Below are 16614 nucleotides of genomic sequence, written 5' to 3'. Positions count from 1 at the left end.
CGCGCAAAATTCACCACGTTCAATGCAAGCAACGTTTGTCGAAAGTTATTCTCCGACGGAAGTTTCAATTCGAGCGTGGGGAATCGGAAGCGATGTTGACAACGCGGAACTTGATGCTAAGAAGTGCGCAATTTATTTTGTGCTTGCGTTAACAACAGACCCGCTTCTTCAAACTACCGAAGAAAAAAGTTCGTTTGAACAAATGAAAGAGCAATTTTTTGCTAAAGGAAATTACGAACAATACATTACGTTCTTCAGCGCAGATATTTTGAATCGTGTGAAAACAAAAGAAGGAGTGAAAGTGGAAAAACTTGTTCGTGTGCAGAAAGAAAAACTTTCAAAAGATTTATCGGAGAAAGGAGTATTGAAATCGCGTGAAGAAATTTCGGCAAATGTTGGTAATCCGATGATTATGGTGTTGCCCGAAGTTGCGAAAGGTGAAAATCCGATTGAGAAATTGAAAAGCGACGCGAATGTTAAGAAAGGTGCGGAAGTGATCGAAAGTTTTCTGACAGCGAGAAAATATGATGTTCAAGTTCCGGAACAAATGAACGTTCTCAATGAATTAACAACGGCGCAAAATCAAGTTGCGGGAAACGAAGACGATATTGCGTATCAACTTGCATTATCAATCGGAAGTGATGTTTACATTACGTTTAATGTGAAAATTGAGAGAGGTTCAATCGGAAAGAAAGGTATTGTCGGTTGTCGCGCGTATGAAACAACAACGGCAAAACTTCTCGGAACGGAAACAGGATATTCTCCTGAGCGTCCTTCTGTTCCCGATGCGGCGTTGATTGAAGAAGCAATGAACGACGCTATTGATAAAGTCTTGAGCCGGATTTCTGCGTATTGGAAAGAAGATGCAACACGCGGACAGCAATACAAACTGATTTTTAATATTATCGGAACGTTTGAAGATGCATACGCAATTTACGATGCGATTGATGATGTCTTCGGTACGATGACAACGCAAAAAAAACAAAATATCGCAACAGACAAAACTGTGGAGTATATTATCTGGCAAAAAGAATTTGAGAACACCTCAAAGTTGTTTCGTGAATTTGATAAGCGTTTGAAAGAAAACAAAGATTTCAGCGAGGCAAATGCAAAGTTACAACGGTTACATATTAATCGCAAATTGATATTGATTGGCGTTGTGAACGCTGAATAAAAAAATTACTCAGATTCCATTTTCCAGATATGAATAGTGTTTCCACAATCGCCGCCGATAAGAAATTGCGAATCGGGAGAAAAAGAGAGTGAACTCACATCGTTCTTGTGTTCATTGAGCGTAGTAACCAACATACCATTGGTAATATTCCAAATTTTAACTGTGTTGTCAGTGCTTCCGCTTGCGATGTATTTATTGTTCGAAGAAAACGCTAACGTATAAATTTTATTTTCGTGCGCTTTGATAGAAAGCATTTCTTCTCCATTGCTCACATTCCAAATTCGAATCCTTCCATCCATACTCCCACTTGCGAGAAGTTCAGCATTCGCCGAAAATGCAAGTGCATAAATTGGGTTTGTGTGCCCGTAAAGTGTCGTAATTTCTTTTCCAATACGTAAATCCCAAAGTTTGATAGTAGCGTCGGAATTTGCTCCGGCAAAAAATTTTGCATGTTGAGCAAAAGAGAGAGACGTAAGATAATTTTTTGTGCTCTTGAATTGAATTTGCATTGATTGAACTTCTTTTCCGGTTTCCATTTCCCACACTTTTATTTGGTTATCGAAACCTCCGCTGTATAAATATTTTCCCGAAGAAGAAAAAATCGCTGCCATTACGGGCGCAGTATGACTTCGTAAAATTGCTTTTACTGTTCCGCTTGCAAGATACCAGACTTTAATCGTTTTGTCTATACTTGTAGTTGCCAGAAAAATTTTATCCGGAGAAAAACAAATCGAATTGATACCATCGGGATGTGCCATGTATGAACGAATTTCTTTCAGAGAAGGAGTTTCAAAGAATCGAATTTTCCCGCGCATATTTCCAATAACAAATTGTTCTCCATCTGGAGAGAAGGCAATAGACGAAATTGTTGCATAAGCAAGGATTGTTTGTTCGTCTTCGAAAATGAATGATGCTGATAGTTTTGCTCCTATAATTTTTTTTTCGTGGGTTGAAACAAATTGTGTTTTTTCTTTTTCAAGAGAAGGATGCACAACAGTTATTGTATGTTGTTTATTCGATTCAAAAAGCAACCTGAATGCTTCTTCGCATGATGCACATCGTTTTTCCAACTGTCGGTCAATCATTTTGTAAAGAGCGCTCACGGTGTTGTGAGAGATGGATGAATTGTATTCTCGCGGGTCGCGAATTTTTGCAGTGAGAATTTCTTTTTTAATAATGCTGTCGCTTTCTTCGTTGATAAGAATGCTGAACGGCAATCGTCCAGTTAACATTTCGTAGAGTGTAATTCCTAAACTATACACATCGCTTCGTTGGTCCAAAGGACGGATATTTTCTAACTGCTCGGGCGACATATAGTACAGCGTTCCGGCTTTGATAGTTTGTTCAAAATCCGTTTCGCCGACAGATTTCGCAATACCAAAATCAGTGATTTTTACCGTTTCATCCGCATCGAGCAGTATGTTACGAGGGTTAATGTCTTGATGAAGAATTCCTTTGCTATGCAGATAATCAACGCCATTCAGCATTTGTTTGAAAATGGAAAGTGCGCGGTTTTCTTCAATACATTTTATGGTTCGAATCAGTTCGTACAGAGTGTGTCCTTCTACAAATTCCATTGCCATAAAATATAATCCACAATCGCTGTCGAACGAAAAAACGCGCAGTACATTGTTGTGAACAAATTTGCTCTGTACGATTGCTTCTTGACGAAAGTGTTCAATAAAAGTCGGATCTTTTGCAAGTTCTTTGGAAAGAATTTTCAACGCTACATATTTTCCGGTGTATGTATCTTCTGCAAGATACACTTCTGCCATTCCTCCCGCACCTAATCGTCTGCTGATTTTATAAGCGCCAAGTTGCTTGTGCATTGCTGAAACTTAAAAATTGTAATTATGTTAATGTAAGTTTGAACTGAATTTTCGGCACAAAGATAGGAAATTGTTTTTCAAAAGTTGAATCGAAAATCACCAACAAGTTCATTTGAATACAAAAATTTGCTAACCTTTTACGCAAATAACTTGCTTGAGTTGCATAACAATTTCCACCAAGTCGTTTTGGTTTTGCATCACTTCATCAATGTTTTTATACGCTTCCGGAATTTCGTCAATTACTCTTTTGTCTTTCCTGCATTCAACACCTTTTGTTTGTTCATACAGATCTTTTTCCGTGAACAATGCTCTTGCTTTGTTGCGAGACATTTTTCTGCCGGCGCCGTGACTTGCAGAACAGAATGATTGTGAATTACCTAATCCTTTCACAATGTATGATTTCGCCCCCATCGAACCGGGAATAATGCCATTATCATTTTCCTGCGCGCGGATTGCTCCTTTTCGCGTTACCCAAACTTCGTGTCCGAAATGATGTTCCAATGAAACATAGTTATGATGGCAATTGACCATTTGAATACTATCAAATTGTTCGCCGTTGCTGAGAACATTGCGAACATCTTTGATGACTAATTGCAGCATAATATTTCTGTTTTCCAACGCATACGATTGCGCCCATAAAACATCCGAAAGATATTGTTTGCATTCGGAAGTGTCTATCGGCAAGTAGGAAAGGTCTTTATGTGGAACGTTGATATTCCATCGTTTCATCAATTGCTGAGCAACCTCAATATGTACATCAGCAAGTGTTTTTCCAATGTTTCTACTTCCGCTGTGTAACAGTATCCAAACATTTTCTTTGGGGTCCAAACAGATTTCGATAAAATGATTTCCACCGCCAAGTGTGCCGAGTTGCTTTTGTGCTTTCGAGAATAATTTATGGACCCCTTCGTGAAGATTAAAAAATTGCTCCCACAACTTCCAAGAAAGCGATTGTTGAGTTGGTTTTCGATGTTCATCAAATCCAACTGGAATGGAACGCTCGATTTCTTTGCGCAACTGTGCAAGTTTTCCCTCAAGATGAACTGCGCGAAACGGAGTTTGCACTGCTGCCATTCCACATCCGATATCAACGCCAACTGCTGCAGGAATGACAGTATCTTTGGAAGCGTACACTGTTCCTATAGTTGAGCCTTTTCCTGCGTGAACATCGGGCATTACTGCAATATGTTTGAAGATAAACGGAAGCGTAGCAAGTTGAAGCAATTGTTGCTCTGCTTCAATTTCAATATCCTCTGTCCAGATTTTTACCGGAACGTTTTCACCTTGTAAAATTTTTTTTATCGGCACGAGTTTGTAGAATACCAAGAGAAAAATTAAGTGTAATATAATTGCTTCTTGCTTTCTGAAAAACGAAAGCAAAAATTTTTTGAACGAACTTTGAATTTCCTTTCTCAAATAAGTATTTTCCGCTGTAAATTTTTTATCATTGATTTGTTTCCGTTCCAAATCGAAAATTGTTGTAAGTCAAATGACGTTCCAAGAAAAAAAATTTTATACCGATTCCGACATTGAAATTCCCGAGTATCTTGGCGAAGAGAAAGCCGGAGAATTTCCTTTTACACGAGGAATACACTCGTCAATGTATCGTTCGCGTTTGTGGACAATGCGCCAATATGCCGGGTTCGGAACCGCAGAAGAATCAAACCAACGGTATCGGTATTTGCTTTCTCAGGGAGTTACAGGGTTGAGCGTTGCTTTTGATTTGCCGACACAAATCGGTTACGACAGTGATAACATTATGAGCGAAGGAGAAGTAGGAAAAGTTGGCGTTGCTATTGATTCGCTTGCAGATATGGAAACGCTTTTCAGTGAAATTCAACTTGGTAAAATTTCAACATCAATGACGATAAACGCAACGGCATCCATTCTGCTTGCGATGTATGTTGCCGTTGCCAAAAAACAAAACGCGAACCTCAAAAAAATTTCGGGAACAATTCAAAACGATATATTAAAAGAATACACTGCGCGCGGAACGTATATTTATCCACCGAAGCAATCAATGCGTTTGATAACAGATATTTTCAAATGGTGCAGCGCAGAACTACCGAATTGGAATACCATTTCTATCTCTGGTTACCACATGCGCGAAGCAGGATGTACGGCAGTTCAGGAAGTAGCGTTCACACTTGCGAACGGAATTGCATACGTTCAAGCCGCAATGGATGCAGGATTGAATGTTGATGAATTTGCATCGCGGCTTTCGTTTTTTTTCAACATTCACAATAATATTTTTGAAGAAGTTGCAAAGTTGCGAGCGGCAAGAACAATGTGGGCAACAATAATGAAAGAACGATTTCAAGCAAAGAATGAAAACTCGATGAAACTTCGTTTTCATTCGCAGACTGCGGGTTCGACGTTAACTGCTCAACAACCGGAAAATAATATTGTTCGGGTAACGTTGCAAACGCTCGCTTCCGTACTGGGAGGAACACAAAGTTTGCATACGAATAGTTTTGATGAAGCGCTTGCTCTTCCGACGGAAAAATCTGTTCGCATTGCGTTGAGAACGCAGCAAATCGTTGGTAGCGAAAGCGGAGTTACGCAAACAGTTGACCCACTTGCAGGGAGTTATTATGTTGAATATTTAACAAGCGAAATTGAACAGCGCGCATGGAATTATATTGAAAAAATTGAGCAACTTGGCGGCGCAGTGAAAGCCATTGAAAAGAATTTTGTTCAAACGGAAATAAGCAACGCGGCGTATGATTACCAAAGAGCGATTGAGAAAAAAGAAAAAATAATTGTTGGGGTCAATGACTTTCAAATGTCCGAACCACCGAATGAAGATGTTCTGAACATTGATGAACACATTCGCGTAAAACAAATTGCGAGATTGAACGAAGTGAAGAAACAACGAAACAGAGTATTCGTTGAAAAAAGTTTGAGTGAACTTCATCGCGCCGAATCAATGAATGAAAATTTGATGCCGCATATTCTCAACTGTGTTGAAGAATATTGTACGTTGGGAGAAATAGCAGATACGTTGAGGAATGTTTGGGGTGAATTTCAGAACTAACGATTATTCTTCTCTCCAGTTTATTCTTTTCCAAGAATTCCCATCGCTTTCAAAAACTATAGCGCCTTCTTCGTCCGTGCGAAAATATTGGACGTTGTTTTCACGTAAATGTTTTAACGTCGTTTTCGAAGGATGACGAAATTTGTTTCGAACGCCAACAGATATGAGCGCAATGTGCGGACGAACACTTTCCAAAAATTTTTTTGAAGTAGATGTTCTGCTTCCGTGATGTCCAACTTTGAGTAGTGAACTCTTTAAAAAATCTCCGTAAGTGTATGTAATTATATCTTCCGCTTCTTTTTCCGCATCACCGCTGAAGAGAACGCTCGTATTTTTATATATGGACTTAAAAACCACTGAGCCATTATTGAGATTTGGAGTTTTTGATGTGTCTGCAAATGTTTCGGTGGGATGAAGAATGAAATTTTTTACGAATAAAAAATTTCCGATGCTCATTCCTTTTGAGATTTTTTTGTGAGCAATGTTCATCGAATCGAGAACGTGATGGTATTCCATAAACAAATTACTGTTTGCGGGTTCTGCAGAATCGAAAACGGTATCAACCGATATTTCACGAAGTACTGCTGGAACTCCGCCAAGATGGTCGCTGTGCGGATGACTCACGATGATTCCGTTTAAGTGAAAAATGTTCTGTCGTTTCAAATAAGGGACAACAATTTTTTCTCCGGCATCGTACGTAAGCGATTTCGGTCCAGCATCAACGAGAAAATTTTCACCATTGGGAAATTTGATATGAAGAGCATCTCCTTGTCCAACATCGAGAACTGTAATGCGATATTTATATTCAGCATTACGGATAAATTGTACATAAAGATTTTTATAGAGGAAGAAATTCATGAGAAAAAGTCCAAAAATAAATATACGCCGTTGAAATTGCCGTTGAAACGATGTGCATAAAAAAAATAAAGCCGCATAAAACGCTAACGATTCATGATAGGACAATTTCAAATCAAAAGAAGCGAAAGAAAGATGTCCTGTATAATTGATGGTTTCTAAAAATAAATAGGAAAGTACTTTAGTTGTTGAGGCATAAACTTGCGCAATCCACGGAGCAAATGCAGCGAAAAAAATTACGGTTACCCCGAGTGCAAGCAAAAGTCCGGAAAATGGGATGACAAAAAGATTTGTCAGTAAACCGATGACAGATATTTTTTCAAAATATAACGTTGTGAAAGGAAGAGTTCCGAGGGTGGCTGCGAACGTTGCGGAAAATGTTACCCAAAGAAATTTGAATAATGTTGCTGTACGAAGTTTCAATGAAAAAAATTGGTCGAGTGATTTCAATTTCGGATAAAAAAATGCAAGGGAAAACACCGCGGCAAAAGAAAGTTGAAATCCCGCGTCGAAAAGTTGGCGCGCATCAAATAACAATACGATGAGCGCCGCCGTTGCAATCGTGTTGTAATTATCAGTGAATAATTCATATTCTTTACCGATAAGATAAATAATTCCCATAATTACCGCACGTGTAACAGAAGCAGATTCTCCTGTGAGAAAAATATAAAACACGAGCGCGAAGCACTGAATAGCAAATGATAACTTTGCCGGAAGCCGAATGGCAGAAAATATTGATGAGAAAATGAGAATAATGAATAACACATTCGAACCGCTAACGGCAAGAATATGCATTACTCCTGCATTGATAAAAGCGGTTTTTGCTTCGCTGTCAATTTCGCTTCTATCGCCGAGAAGAAGTCCTTTGAGAAAATTTCCTTCGCGGGAAGAAATAAACGTATCTAATTGCGTGCTCATCCATTTTCGCGAAGGAAAAACTATTATCCGAAAAAACCAATTTCCTCCTTCACCGGAAATGTTGATGTGTTCAGTATTTTTGATGATACATTGCGCGTGGATATCTTTCAAGCGAAGGTATTTTCTGTAGTCAAAATCTCCGGGGTTGCGCGCTTGCTGTGGTTGTTCCAAATATCCTTGCAATTGAATTTTTGTCCCGTAGGTTAATCGTTCAAACAATGCAAAGTTTCTTTCTTTTGAAAGAACCGTTACGAGAATTTCTCCTTCTATTTTTTGGCGTGAAATAGGATGTATCAATGAGTCAACTTCTGCAACGAATTGCATTCGATGACGTTTTTTTGTCGGTTGATCAATAACAATCGCGGAAAGAATTATTTCTTGATTGGGATTGATGAAACGTGAAATATGATTGTTCGAAATGTACTGCGTGTCGAGCGAGATTTTCCACACGCCGAGGAGTAGTAGTAAAAAACAGAGAATGATGTTTGAAAGTGTGAGGGATGTTTCCGATGGAATGTTTGCAACGATATATGCAATGAAAAGAAATACGGAAAGCGCAATTGGTACATACAAAATTGAAAACGGAACGTACCAACCAGCGAGTATTCCAACAATGAAGAATGAAACGATTTTTGCCGCTGGACGACGTTCAAACATTGTTCGCTAATGGTCTTTGCTTTCAATAGAAAGTGTAACCGGTCCGTCATTCACGAGTTGAATTTGCATCATTGCGCGAAATACTCCGGTTTTTATTTTTTCTTTTCCGAGTTCTTCCCCAAGTTTTACTGAAAAATAGTTATATAATTCTTCTGCGAATTGAGGAGGAGCCGCATCCGTATAACTGGGACGATGACCTCTCCGTGTATCACCATATAACGTGAACTGAGAAATAACAAGCGCTTCACCGTTTACATCTTTCACTGATTCATTCATTTTTTCGTTTGCATCGTTGAAGATGCGAATATGTGCGCATCGGTAAGCAAGATATTCTGCATCTTCCTTCGTATCGCCGTTTCTTATTCCAAGGAAAATCAATATTCCATGTTCAATGGCATTGATTTTGTGCGAATCAATGGAAACGCTTGCTGAGGTAACACGTTGTATAAGAGCGCGCATAGAAATACATACTACTGTGTTTGCGACGAAGTTTTTGTATCAAGCATCAAATTTTTAAGCAATCGTAAATCGGAACACAACTGAAGAAAATCAACAAAACTTTCCTGTGTTTGACAAAAGAATTTTGTTGCGAATGATTCGCGAATTTCTTGCGGCGCATTTTCAAGCAGTAATTTCAAACTTTGGAGCATTGAATGAAGTTGTTCCTGAAATTCTTTTTCGAGTTTTTCAAAACCATCAACGGAAGGAGAGTTTTTCTGCATCAATGAAAAAATATTCCATATTGCTTTTGCGGAAAATACAGTTTCAGAAAGTTGTTTCTCTTGTTTGAACCGCGCGGAGAGTTCTAATAAATGTGAGAGTTCTTCCTTGAAGGAAAGTTTTCTGTTCGCATACGTTTCCAGTTGCAGAATGCGTTGTTCAGTTTCTTCACTGATGTTCATTCGTAAATTTCTTTGGAATTATTTCAACCATTGAGCGTTTCGATACCATTGTACCGTTTTCCGAATTCCTTCTTCAAGCGAAAGTCGTTGCCGAAAACCTAAATCTCGCTTTGCATTTTCAACGCTGCATGTCCAGTATTGTTGAGTAATATCTTTTGCTTTTTCCAAATTGATGATTGAAGGTTTTGAAGAAAAACGGGAAACGATTTCACCGAAAGCAAAAATTGCAATGACGATAGATTCAGGAATGACAATTCGGAATGCTTTCTTTCCTAAAATTCTTGATGTAATTGTTCCGATTTCTTCCCACGTGTACGTTTGTTCACTCGAAATGAAATACGTTTTCTTATCACTGTTTGCCGATTCTCCTGCAAGAATAATTCCATCAACGACATCCGAAACATGAATAAGTGAAACTTTTTTTTGGTTGAAACCAATCGTTGGTTGAATGCCGCTATTCATTGTTTTAAAAAATTCAAACACATCTTTATCGCGTTCGCCAAAAACTGCGGGAGGACGACAAATGGTTATCGGAAATCTGTCAAAAAATTTTTGACATTCTTTTTCTGCTTCCATCTTGCTTTTTCCGTATGTTGTAATCGGATGAAATGGAACGGATTCATCAATCGGAGTTTCAGAAAAACTTGGACCAACTGCGGCTTGACTGCTCACGTGAACAAAACGCTTGATGTTCGGATTGTGTTGAAGAACTTGTTCAAGAAAATTTCTGGTTGCAAACTGATTTCCGCGAAAATATTCTTCTTTCGTTTTTGCTTTTGTAATTCCTGCAGAATGAAAAATTAAATCAACATTTTGTACAGCATTTTTCAAAGCATCATTATCAAACAAATCGCCATACACGTACTCAACGGAAAAATTTTTCAACCATTGCAAATTACTCGTCTTTCGAACAAGACAACGCACGGAATAACCTCGTTGCAGTAAATGTTCAACGAGATGACTTCCGATAAATCCGTTTCCACCGGTTACGAGAGCAAGCATTAATTTTATACGATAATGGAACGTTCAAAAAACTTGTGAAAAGATAGGGAAGAAAAACGGAGTGGAAAATACACACACGTTGAAATATTGAAAACGAATTTCGTACGTCTCTTGAAACTGCATTTTTTTCTTTTTCCGTTTGAAAGTATATTCACACGCAATTTTTTATATACAGTCAAATTTTTTCTCAATGGAAAACGAAACAAATCCTTCCTCACAAATTTCAGCACACAAAAAGAAAACAGATTTATTTGAAAAGGCATACGTATTCACCCGCGCCGATGAAATCAAAGCCGCAGGTTTTTATCCATATTTTCGTGCAATCGAAGCAAACGAAGGTCCTGTTGTGCAAATCGAAGGGAAGAAAGTTGTGATGGCGGGTTCCAATAATTATTTAGGCTTAACGGCTCATCCGAAAGTAAAACAAGCCGCACTCGATGCTGTGAATAAATACGGAACAGGATGTTCGGGTTCGCGTTATTTAACGGGAACGCTGGATTTGCACAATCAACTCGAAGCGCGACTTGCAAAGTTTTTCAATAAAGAAGCGTGTTTGCTTTTTTCAACCGGTTATCAAACTGCGCAAGGAATAATTCCGGCGCTTGTGCAACGCGGTGAATATGTTGTAACGGATAGAGATAATCATGCGTGTATTGTTGCGGGGAATTTAATGGCGAAAGGAATGTTTGCAGAAGTTGTTCGGTACAAACATAATGATATGAACGATTTGGAACGTGTTATTTCCCGTTTGCCGCTTGAAGCCGCAAAGTTAATTGTGAGCGATGGCGTGTTTTCGACAACGGGAGAAATTGTGGATTTGATTCACCTCAATTCTATTGCAAAAAAATATAATGCGAGAATTTTATGTGATGATGCTCATAGCGTTGGCGTGATTGGAAAAGGCGGACGAGGAACGCCAAGTCATTTCGGTTTGGAAAAAGAAATTGATATGACGATGGGAACGTTCAGCAAAACGTTTGCATCGCTTGGCGGGTTTGTTGTCGGCGAAGAGCGGGTGATAAATTTTATCAAACACACATCTCCCGCATTGATTTTTTCTGCAAGTCCAACACCGTCTTCGGTTGCTGCAGCTCTTGCGGCGTTAGATGTTTTGGAAGCAGAACCATTTCGTGTTGCTAAACTCATTTCCAACGCAAACAAAATGCGGAAAGGATTTAAAGAACTCGGATTTAAAATAATCGAGAACCAAACGGCAATTGTTCCCGTGATTGTTGGCGATGATATGCTTGCGTTTCAAATGTGGCGCGCGTTGTATGATGCAGGAGTATTTGTGAACGCATTTATTTCTCCCGGTGTTCCGCAAGGAATGCAAATGATGCGCACGAGTTATATGGCGACGCATGAAGATGAACACTTGTATAAAATTTTGGAAGTGTTTGGCGAAGTGGGGAAGAAGTTAGGAATTATTAAGTAATTTTACATTTTACATTTTAGATTTTACATTGTGTGGAATAAAAACTAAAATGTTAAATGTAAAATGTAAAATATAAAATGTAAAATGGCAACGATACGCACTGTAAAAACTTCTTCTGACGTACACAAGTTCATCAAAATGATGTGGGATATTTATCGAGGGGATAAACATTGGGTTCCGCCGTTATTGATGGATAGAAAAATGTTGATGGACACGAAGAAGAATCCATTTTACAAACACGCCGACACGGAATTTTTTCTTGCTGAACAGAATGGAAAAGTTGTTGGAAGGATTGCGGCAATTATCAATCACACGCATAACGAATTTCACAACGAAAAGATTGGGCATTTTGGATTTTACGAATGTATCAACGATAAGGAAGTTTCAGCAAAATTATTTGAGGCGGTAAAATTTTTTTTCAAATCCAAGGGAATATCTAAAATACTGGGACCAATGAATCCTTCGACTAATGATGAATGCGGGCTTCTTGTTGATGGATTTGATGCGTCTCCGATGGTATTGATGACGTACAATCCTCGTTACTATGTTGATTTATTTGAAACGGAGGGATTACAAAAAACAAAAGATTTGTATGCGTATTTTCTTGATGGTAATACAGTGATGTCGGAGAAACTCATTCGCGTTTCGGAAATAGTCCGAAAGCGGGAAGATATTACGTTTCGCTCGTTGAATATGAAAGATTTTCGGAATGAAATACAACGCATTCAAGAGATATACAATAATGCGTGGGAAAAAAACTGGGGATTCGTTCCGATGGACGACGAAGAATTTTCCTATCTTGCAAAGCAATTGAAAACCATTGTCGTTCCGGAATTAGTAATTATAGCAGAAAAAAAATCGCGTCCCGTTGGGTTTGCACTTTCTCTTCCCGACATCAATATTGCTTTGAAGTACAATAAAAAAGGTACACTCCTCGGCGGAGTATATCAATTGTTCCGAAGAAAAAAGGAAATCAACCAAGTGCGGATAATTACATTGGGAGTAGTAAAAGATTTTCGCACGAGTGGAATCGCAAGCGTGTTATTTTATGAAACCGCTCGACGTGCAATCATCAAAGGATATTCGAAGGGAGAAGCGAGTTGGATACTCGAGGATAACGTAATGATGAATCGTTCAGCGGACATGCTGAATGCTACGCGATATAAAACGTATCGTATCTATGAAATGAGTTTTTAAAAAATTACATTCGTATAACATTTTGAAAGTATGAAATTTGAATCTATAATCAAAAACCTTAAATAAAAAAAAAGAATTATGCCTGTACAAAAAGTAGAAAAAATTTGGATGAACGGAAATTTAGTAAACTGGGATGATGCAAAGATTCATATTCTTTCGCACGTCATTCACTATGGTTCGTGTTGGTTTGAAGGAATTCGTTGTTATGAAACGGCAAAGGGTTCAGCAATTTTTCGTTTGCGGGAACACGTGAGGCGATTATTTGATTCCGCAAAAATTTATCACGCCGATATTCCTTTTTCCATTGAACAAATTGAGCAAGCAATCATAGATACAATTCAAGCAAATACAATGCCGAAGTGTTATATTCGTCCTGTTGTGTATCGCGGCTACGGTGATGTTGGCGTGAATCCGTTAAATTGCCCTGTTGATGTTGCTATTGCTGTTTGGGATTGGGGAAAATATTTGGGAGGAAGTTCGCACGAAGATGGAATTGAAGTGTGTATATCTTCATGGCAACGTAATGCAACGAATACAACACCTGCACTTGCAAAAGCCGCCGGAAATTACCTCAATTCGCAACTCATAAAAATGGAAGCGATCTTACAAGGATATTCCGAAGGAATTGCGCTCGATAGAAATGGTTTAGTGAGCGAAGGAAGTGGCGAAAATTTATTTGTTGTGCGCGATGGAGTGTTGTACACGTCTCCTGTTGCATCGGGAATTTTACTTGGGATAACGCGTTCATCGGTTCTTACGTTAGCGCAGGAAGAAGGAATTCCGATTCGCGAAACACAAATTCCCCGTGAGTTTTTGATGATTGCCGACGAATTGTTTTTTACCGGAACCGCGGCTGAAATTACACCGATTTGTTCCATTGACCATATAAAAATTGCTGATGGAAAAGTTGGTGCAATTACAAAAAAGATGCAGGAAAAATTCTTCAACGTAGTTCGCAATGGCAACGATACGCACAACTGGCTTCGGTTTATTTAATTGAAGCGACATTGGTTATTCGTTATGTTATCGTTTTGATTCTGATTGTATCGTAACGGATAACCAATCACAATTTTTATGATTTGTTTATGCAACATTGACGACAAAAATATTTTATGAAACTCTATGATATAGCAATTGTCGGAGCAACGGGACTTGTGGGAAGAAAAATTATTCAGGTTTTGGAAGAAAGAAATTTTCCCGTGGGAAGTCTACGATTGTATGCTTCGGGAAAATCCGCCTGTAAAGAATTCTTATTTCAAGATAGATTGGTAAAAGTTGAACAACTTACTGCGGAAGATTTCCACACGCACGAATTTGTGTTTTTTTCTGCGGGAGCAACAATCAGCAAAGAATTTGCCCCTTGCGCATCCAAAGCGGGCGCGATTGTTATAGACAATTCCAGCGCGTTTCGAATGGAGAAATTTGTTCCGCTTGTCGTTCCTGAAGTGAATCCGCAAGCATTGCTTCATCATCATAATATCATTGCAAATCCGAATTGTTCGACGATACAAATGGTTGTTGCGTTGAAACCTTTGCACGATAAATGGAAAATTAAACGTATCGTTGTTACTACGTTTCAATCGGTTGCGGGTGCAGGGCAAAAAGGTATTGACCAGTTGGAAGATGAAATGAACAATGTCCCGTTGCGTTACAAGAAATTTCCACATCAGATTTCACATAATATTATTCCCCAAGTGGATGAATGTATGTTTGACGGAACAACAAAAGAAGAGCGAAAAATGATGGATGAAACGGTAAAAATAATGGGTGACAGAAGAATCAAAGTTTCTGCAACGTGCACTCGTGTTCCTGTGTTTCTCGGTCACAGTGAATCCGTGAGTGTTGAATTCAGAAAAAAGTTTCACCTTGAAGAAGTTCGCGAAATTCTTCATCACGCAAAAGGTGTTGTTGTAATAGATAATATGGAAGAATATCAATATCCACTTGCGATTCATTGTGCAGAACGTGATGAAGTGTTTGTCGGAAGAATTCGCGCCGACGAATCGGTTGAACATGGTTTAAATTTGTGGATCGTTGCGGATAATGTTCGTAAAGGCGCGGCAACAAATGCTGTGCAAATTGCAGAAGAGTTGATAAAGCAGAAATGAAGTATGAATTTTCTGAACACGCTTTCAATGTAAAAAATGAGCGTGATATTAAAGATCAATGGATAGATGAAACATTGAATAATGCAGAAGTTCAAGAAGTTACTGATGATGAAACAATTCATTTTATAAGAAAGATTAAAGATTTTGGAAATCGTTATTTAAGAGTAGTAGTAAATATTCAAAGCAATAAATATTGTAACGTTATTTTTTGATAGAAGATTAAAGAAAAAGAATTATGAGAATAAAAGTTGATTTACAAAGTGATGCACTTTATTTTCGCTTAGACGAATCAAAAATAGTTGATTCAGAAGAAGAGAGACCGGGCATTATTCTTGACTACAATGAACAAAACAAAATTGTCGGAATAGAAATTCTTCGTTTGCAGGAAAATATCAAACAAGAGAATCTCAAGAAATTGCAGTTTGAAACGGTCTGAATTTTGTGAATACATCATTTTCAATTTCCATCTCTCGTTTTCCACACGCAAACGGAATCCCGCTTCCGCAATATCAAACAAATGGTTCTGCTGGAATGGATCTGTTTGCGGCGATTGAAAGCGAACTTGTTCTTTCACCGTTCCAAATTGCGATTGTACCAACAGGATTAGCTATTTCACTTCCTAATGGATTTGAAGCGCAAGTTCGTCCGAGAAGCGGCCTTGCGGCAAAATATGGAATTACAATTGTCAATTCTCCGGGAACAATTGATTCTGATTATCGCGGTGAAATTAAAGTTATTTTGCAAAACTTGGGAAGAGAAAGTTTTACCATCAAACGCGGCGATAGAATTGCGCAAATGATTATTGCGAAGTATGAAAAAATAAAATGGAACGAAGTACCGTCACTCGATGAAACACAACGCGGCGACGGCGGATTTGGTCACACGGGGTTGAAATAATAACGTGAGAGCGTACTACACATATGAGTGAAACCGGCACGTCACACAATCAGCCGTTCATTGTAGTTCAACTCGTTGCAGGAGTGGTTTTCTATCTTCTTTTTTATTATACCATTCACACGGTTGTTTCTCCATTTTTTCTCTTTGCTTCAATCATTGTTCTTCTGTATTCCGTTCGTTCTCTTCCGTTCGCTCGTGTACTTCTTATTGTTTCTTCCGGATTTTTTGTCGTTTGGTTTTTTCAACTGATTTCCAATGCTCTTTCTCCATTTATCCTCTCCATTATCCTCGCGTATTTTCTCAATCCATTTGTTCAACGTTTAGAAAAACGATCTGTTCCCCGGTGGATTTCGTCTCTTCTTTTATTAACAGTTGTTGTCAGTTTTCTTGTCCTTTCTCTTGGAAAAATTATTCCGATTGCATTGGCACAGATTACAGAACTTATTCACAACTCTTCGGGAATCTCTGAAAACATCAGAGTATTTATAACATCAAATAAGTTGTTCGTTTTCTTACGCGATATCAACGTACCGGTTGATGAATTGCAGGAAAAAATACAAAGTGCCATTTCCTCGAGCGCGGGAGAGTATTTTACTTCATTAC

The 16614-nt window shown here is 38.5% G+C and carries 16 protein-coding genes; 10 read left to right on the top strand and 6 right to left on the bottom strand.

Annotated features, from left to right (window positions below):
* Positions 1 to 22 precede the first annotated feature (22 nt).
* A complete protein-coding gene (locus FJ218_07930) occupies positions 23 to 1174 on the top strand; it encodes a hypothetical protein (protein MBM4166824.1) in 1152 nt (383 codons plus the stop codon).
* A 5-nt stretch (positions 1175 to 1179) separates the two neighbouring features.
* Here FJ218_07930 and FJ218_07925 read toward each other — a convergent pair whose 3' ends face one another.
* Together FJ218_07925 and FJ218_07920 are read right to left on the bottom strand one after the other, a co-directional pair.
* Complete coding sequence (locus FJ218_07925; GenBank protein MBM4166823.1) at positions 1180 to 3003, bottom strand: hypothetical protein; 1824 nt, start codon at positions 3001 to 3003, stop codon at positions 1180 to 1182.
* A gap of 129 nt (positions 3004 to 3132) precedes the next feature.
* Complete coding sequence (locus FJ218_07920) at positions 3133 to 4479, bottom strand: RtcB family protein (protein MBM4166822.1); 1347 nt, start codon at positions 4477 to 4479, stop codon at positions 3133 to 3135.
* 13 nt (positions 4480 to 4492) lie between these two features.
* On the opposite strand from FJ218_07920, the gene FJ218_07915 reads away from it, so the two are divergent.
* Entirely contained in the window at positions 4493 to 6040 is a 1548-nt protein-coding gene (locus FJ218_07915; protein ID MBM4166821.1) for a methylmalonyl-CoA mutase, read from the top strand.
* Between the two features lie 3 nt (positions 6041 to 6043).
* Here the strand turns inward: FJ218_07915 and FJ218_07910 are convergent, their stop codons facing one another.
* The 4 genes from FJ218_07910 to FJ218_07895 are packed head-to-tail and all read right to left on the bottom strand — an operon-like array spanning position 6044 to position 10374.
* Complete coding sequence (locus FJ218_07910) at positions 6044 to 8470, bottom strand: DNA internalization-related competence protein ComEC/Rec2 (protein MBM4166820.1); 2427 nt, start codon at positions 8468 to 8470, stop codon at positions 6044 to 6046.
* A gap of 6 nt (positions 8471 to 8476) precedes the next feature.
* The gene (locus FJ218_07905) at positions 8477 to 8929 is read right to left on the bottom strand and encodes a D-tyrosyl-tRNA(Tyr) deacylase (protein ID MBM4166819.1); all 453 of its coding nucleotides are present in this window, start codon (positions 8927 to 8929) and stop codon (positions 8477 to 8479) included.
* An 11-nt stretch (positions 8930 to 8940) separates the two neighbouring features.
* The gene (locus tag FJ218_07900; GenBank protein MBM4166818.1) at positions 8941 to 9372 is read right to left on the bottom strand and encodes a hypothetical protein; all 432 of its coding nucleotides are present in this window, start codon (positions 9370 to 9372) and stop codon (positions 8941 to 8943) included.
* A gap of 18 nt (positions 9373 to 9390) precedes the next feature.
* A complete protein-coding gene (locus FJ218_07895) occupies positions 9391 to 10374 on the bottom strand; it encodes an SDR family NAD(P)-dependent oxidoreductase (GenBank protein MBM4166817.1) in 984 nt (327 codons plus the stop codon).
* 190 nt (positions 10375 to 10564) lie between these two features.
* On the opposite strand from FJ218_07895, the gene FJ218_07890 reads away from it, so the two are divergent.
* The 8 genes from FJ218_07890 to FJ218_07855 all read left to right on the top strand — a co-directional run.
* Complete coding sequence (locus FJ218_07890; GenBank protein ID MBM4166816.1) at positions 10565 to 11809, top strand: pyridoxal phosphate-dependent aminotransferase family protein; 1245 nt, start codon at positions 10565 to 10567, stop codon at positions 11807 to 11809.
* Positions 11810 to 11893: 84 nt separating this feature from the next.
* Complete coding sequence (locus FJ218_07885) at positions 11894 to 13006, top strand: hypothetical protein (protein ID MBM4166815.1); 1113 nt, start codon at positions 11894 to 11896, stop codon at positions 13004 to 13006.
* A 78-nt stretch (positions 13007 to 13084) separates the two neighbouring features.
* A complete protein-coding gene (locus FJ218_07880) occupies positions 13085 to 14002 on the top strand; it encodes a branched-chain amino acid transaminase (protein MBM4166814.1) in 918 nt (305 codons plus the stop codon).
* Positions 14003 to 14118: 116 nt separating this feature from the next.
* Complete coding sequence (locus FJ218_07875) at positions 14119 to 15114, top strand: aspartate-semialdehyde dehydrogenase (GenBank protein MBM4166813.1); 996 nt, start codon at positions 14119 to 14121, stop codon at positions 15112 to 15114.
* A complete protein-coding gene (locus FJ218_07870) occupies positions 15111 to 15326 on the top strand; it encodes a DUF4258 domain-containing protein (protein MBM4166812.1) in 216 nt (71 codons plus the stop codon). The genes FJ218_07875 and FJ218_07870 overlap by 4 nt, the downstream gene beginning before the upstream one ends.
* Positions 15327 to 15349: 23 nt before the next feature.
* Positions 15350 to 15550, top strand: a complete 201-nt coding sequence (locus FJ218_07865; protein ID MBM4166811.1) for a DUF2283 domain-containing protein — start codon at positions 15350 to 15352, stop codon at positions 15548 to 15550.
* A gap of 5 nt (positions 15551 to 15555) precedes the next feature.
* Positions 15556 to 16011, top strand: a complete 456-nt coding sequence (locus FJ218_07860) for a dUTP diphosphatase (protein MBM4166810.1) — start codon at positions 15556 to 15558, stop codon at positions 16009 to 16011.
* Positions 16012 to 16034: 23 nt separating this feature from the next.
* On the top strand, positions 16035 to 16614 hold a 580-nt coding region (locus FJ218_07855), incomplete at its 3' end, for an AI-2E family transporter (protein ID MBM4166809.1).

The sequence above is a fragment of the Ignavibacteria bacterium genome (genome assembly GCA_016873775.1).
Taxonomy (GTDB): domain Bacteria; phylum Bacteroidota; class Ignavibacteria; order UBA10030; family F1-140-MAGs086; genus JAGXRH01.
Note: the sequence above shows the minus strand (reverse complement) of the source record. Positions and strands in the feature narration are given on the sequence as shown.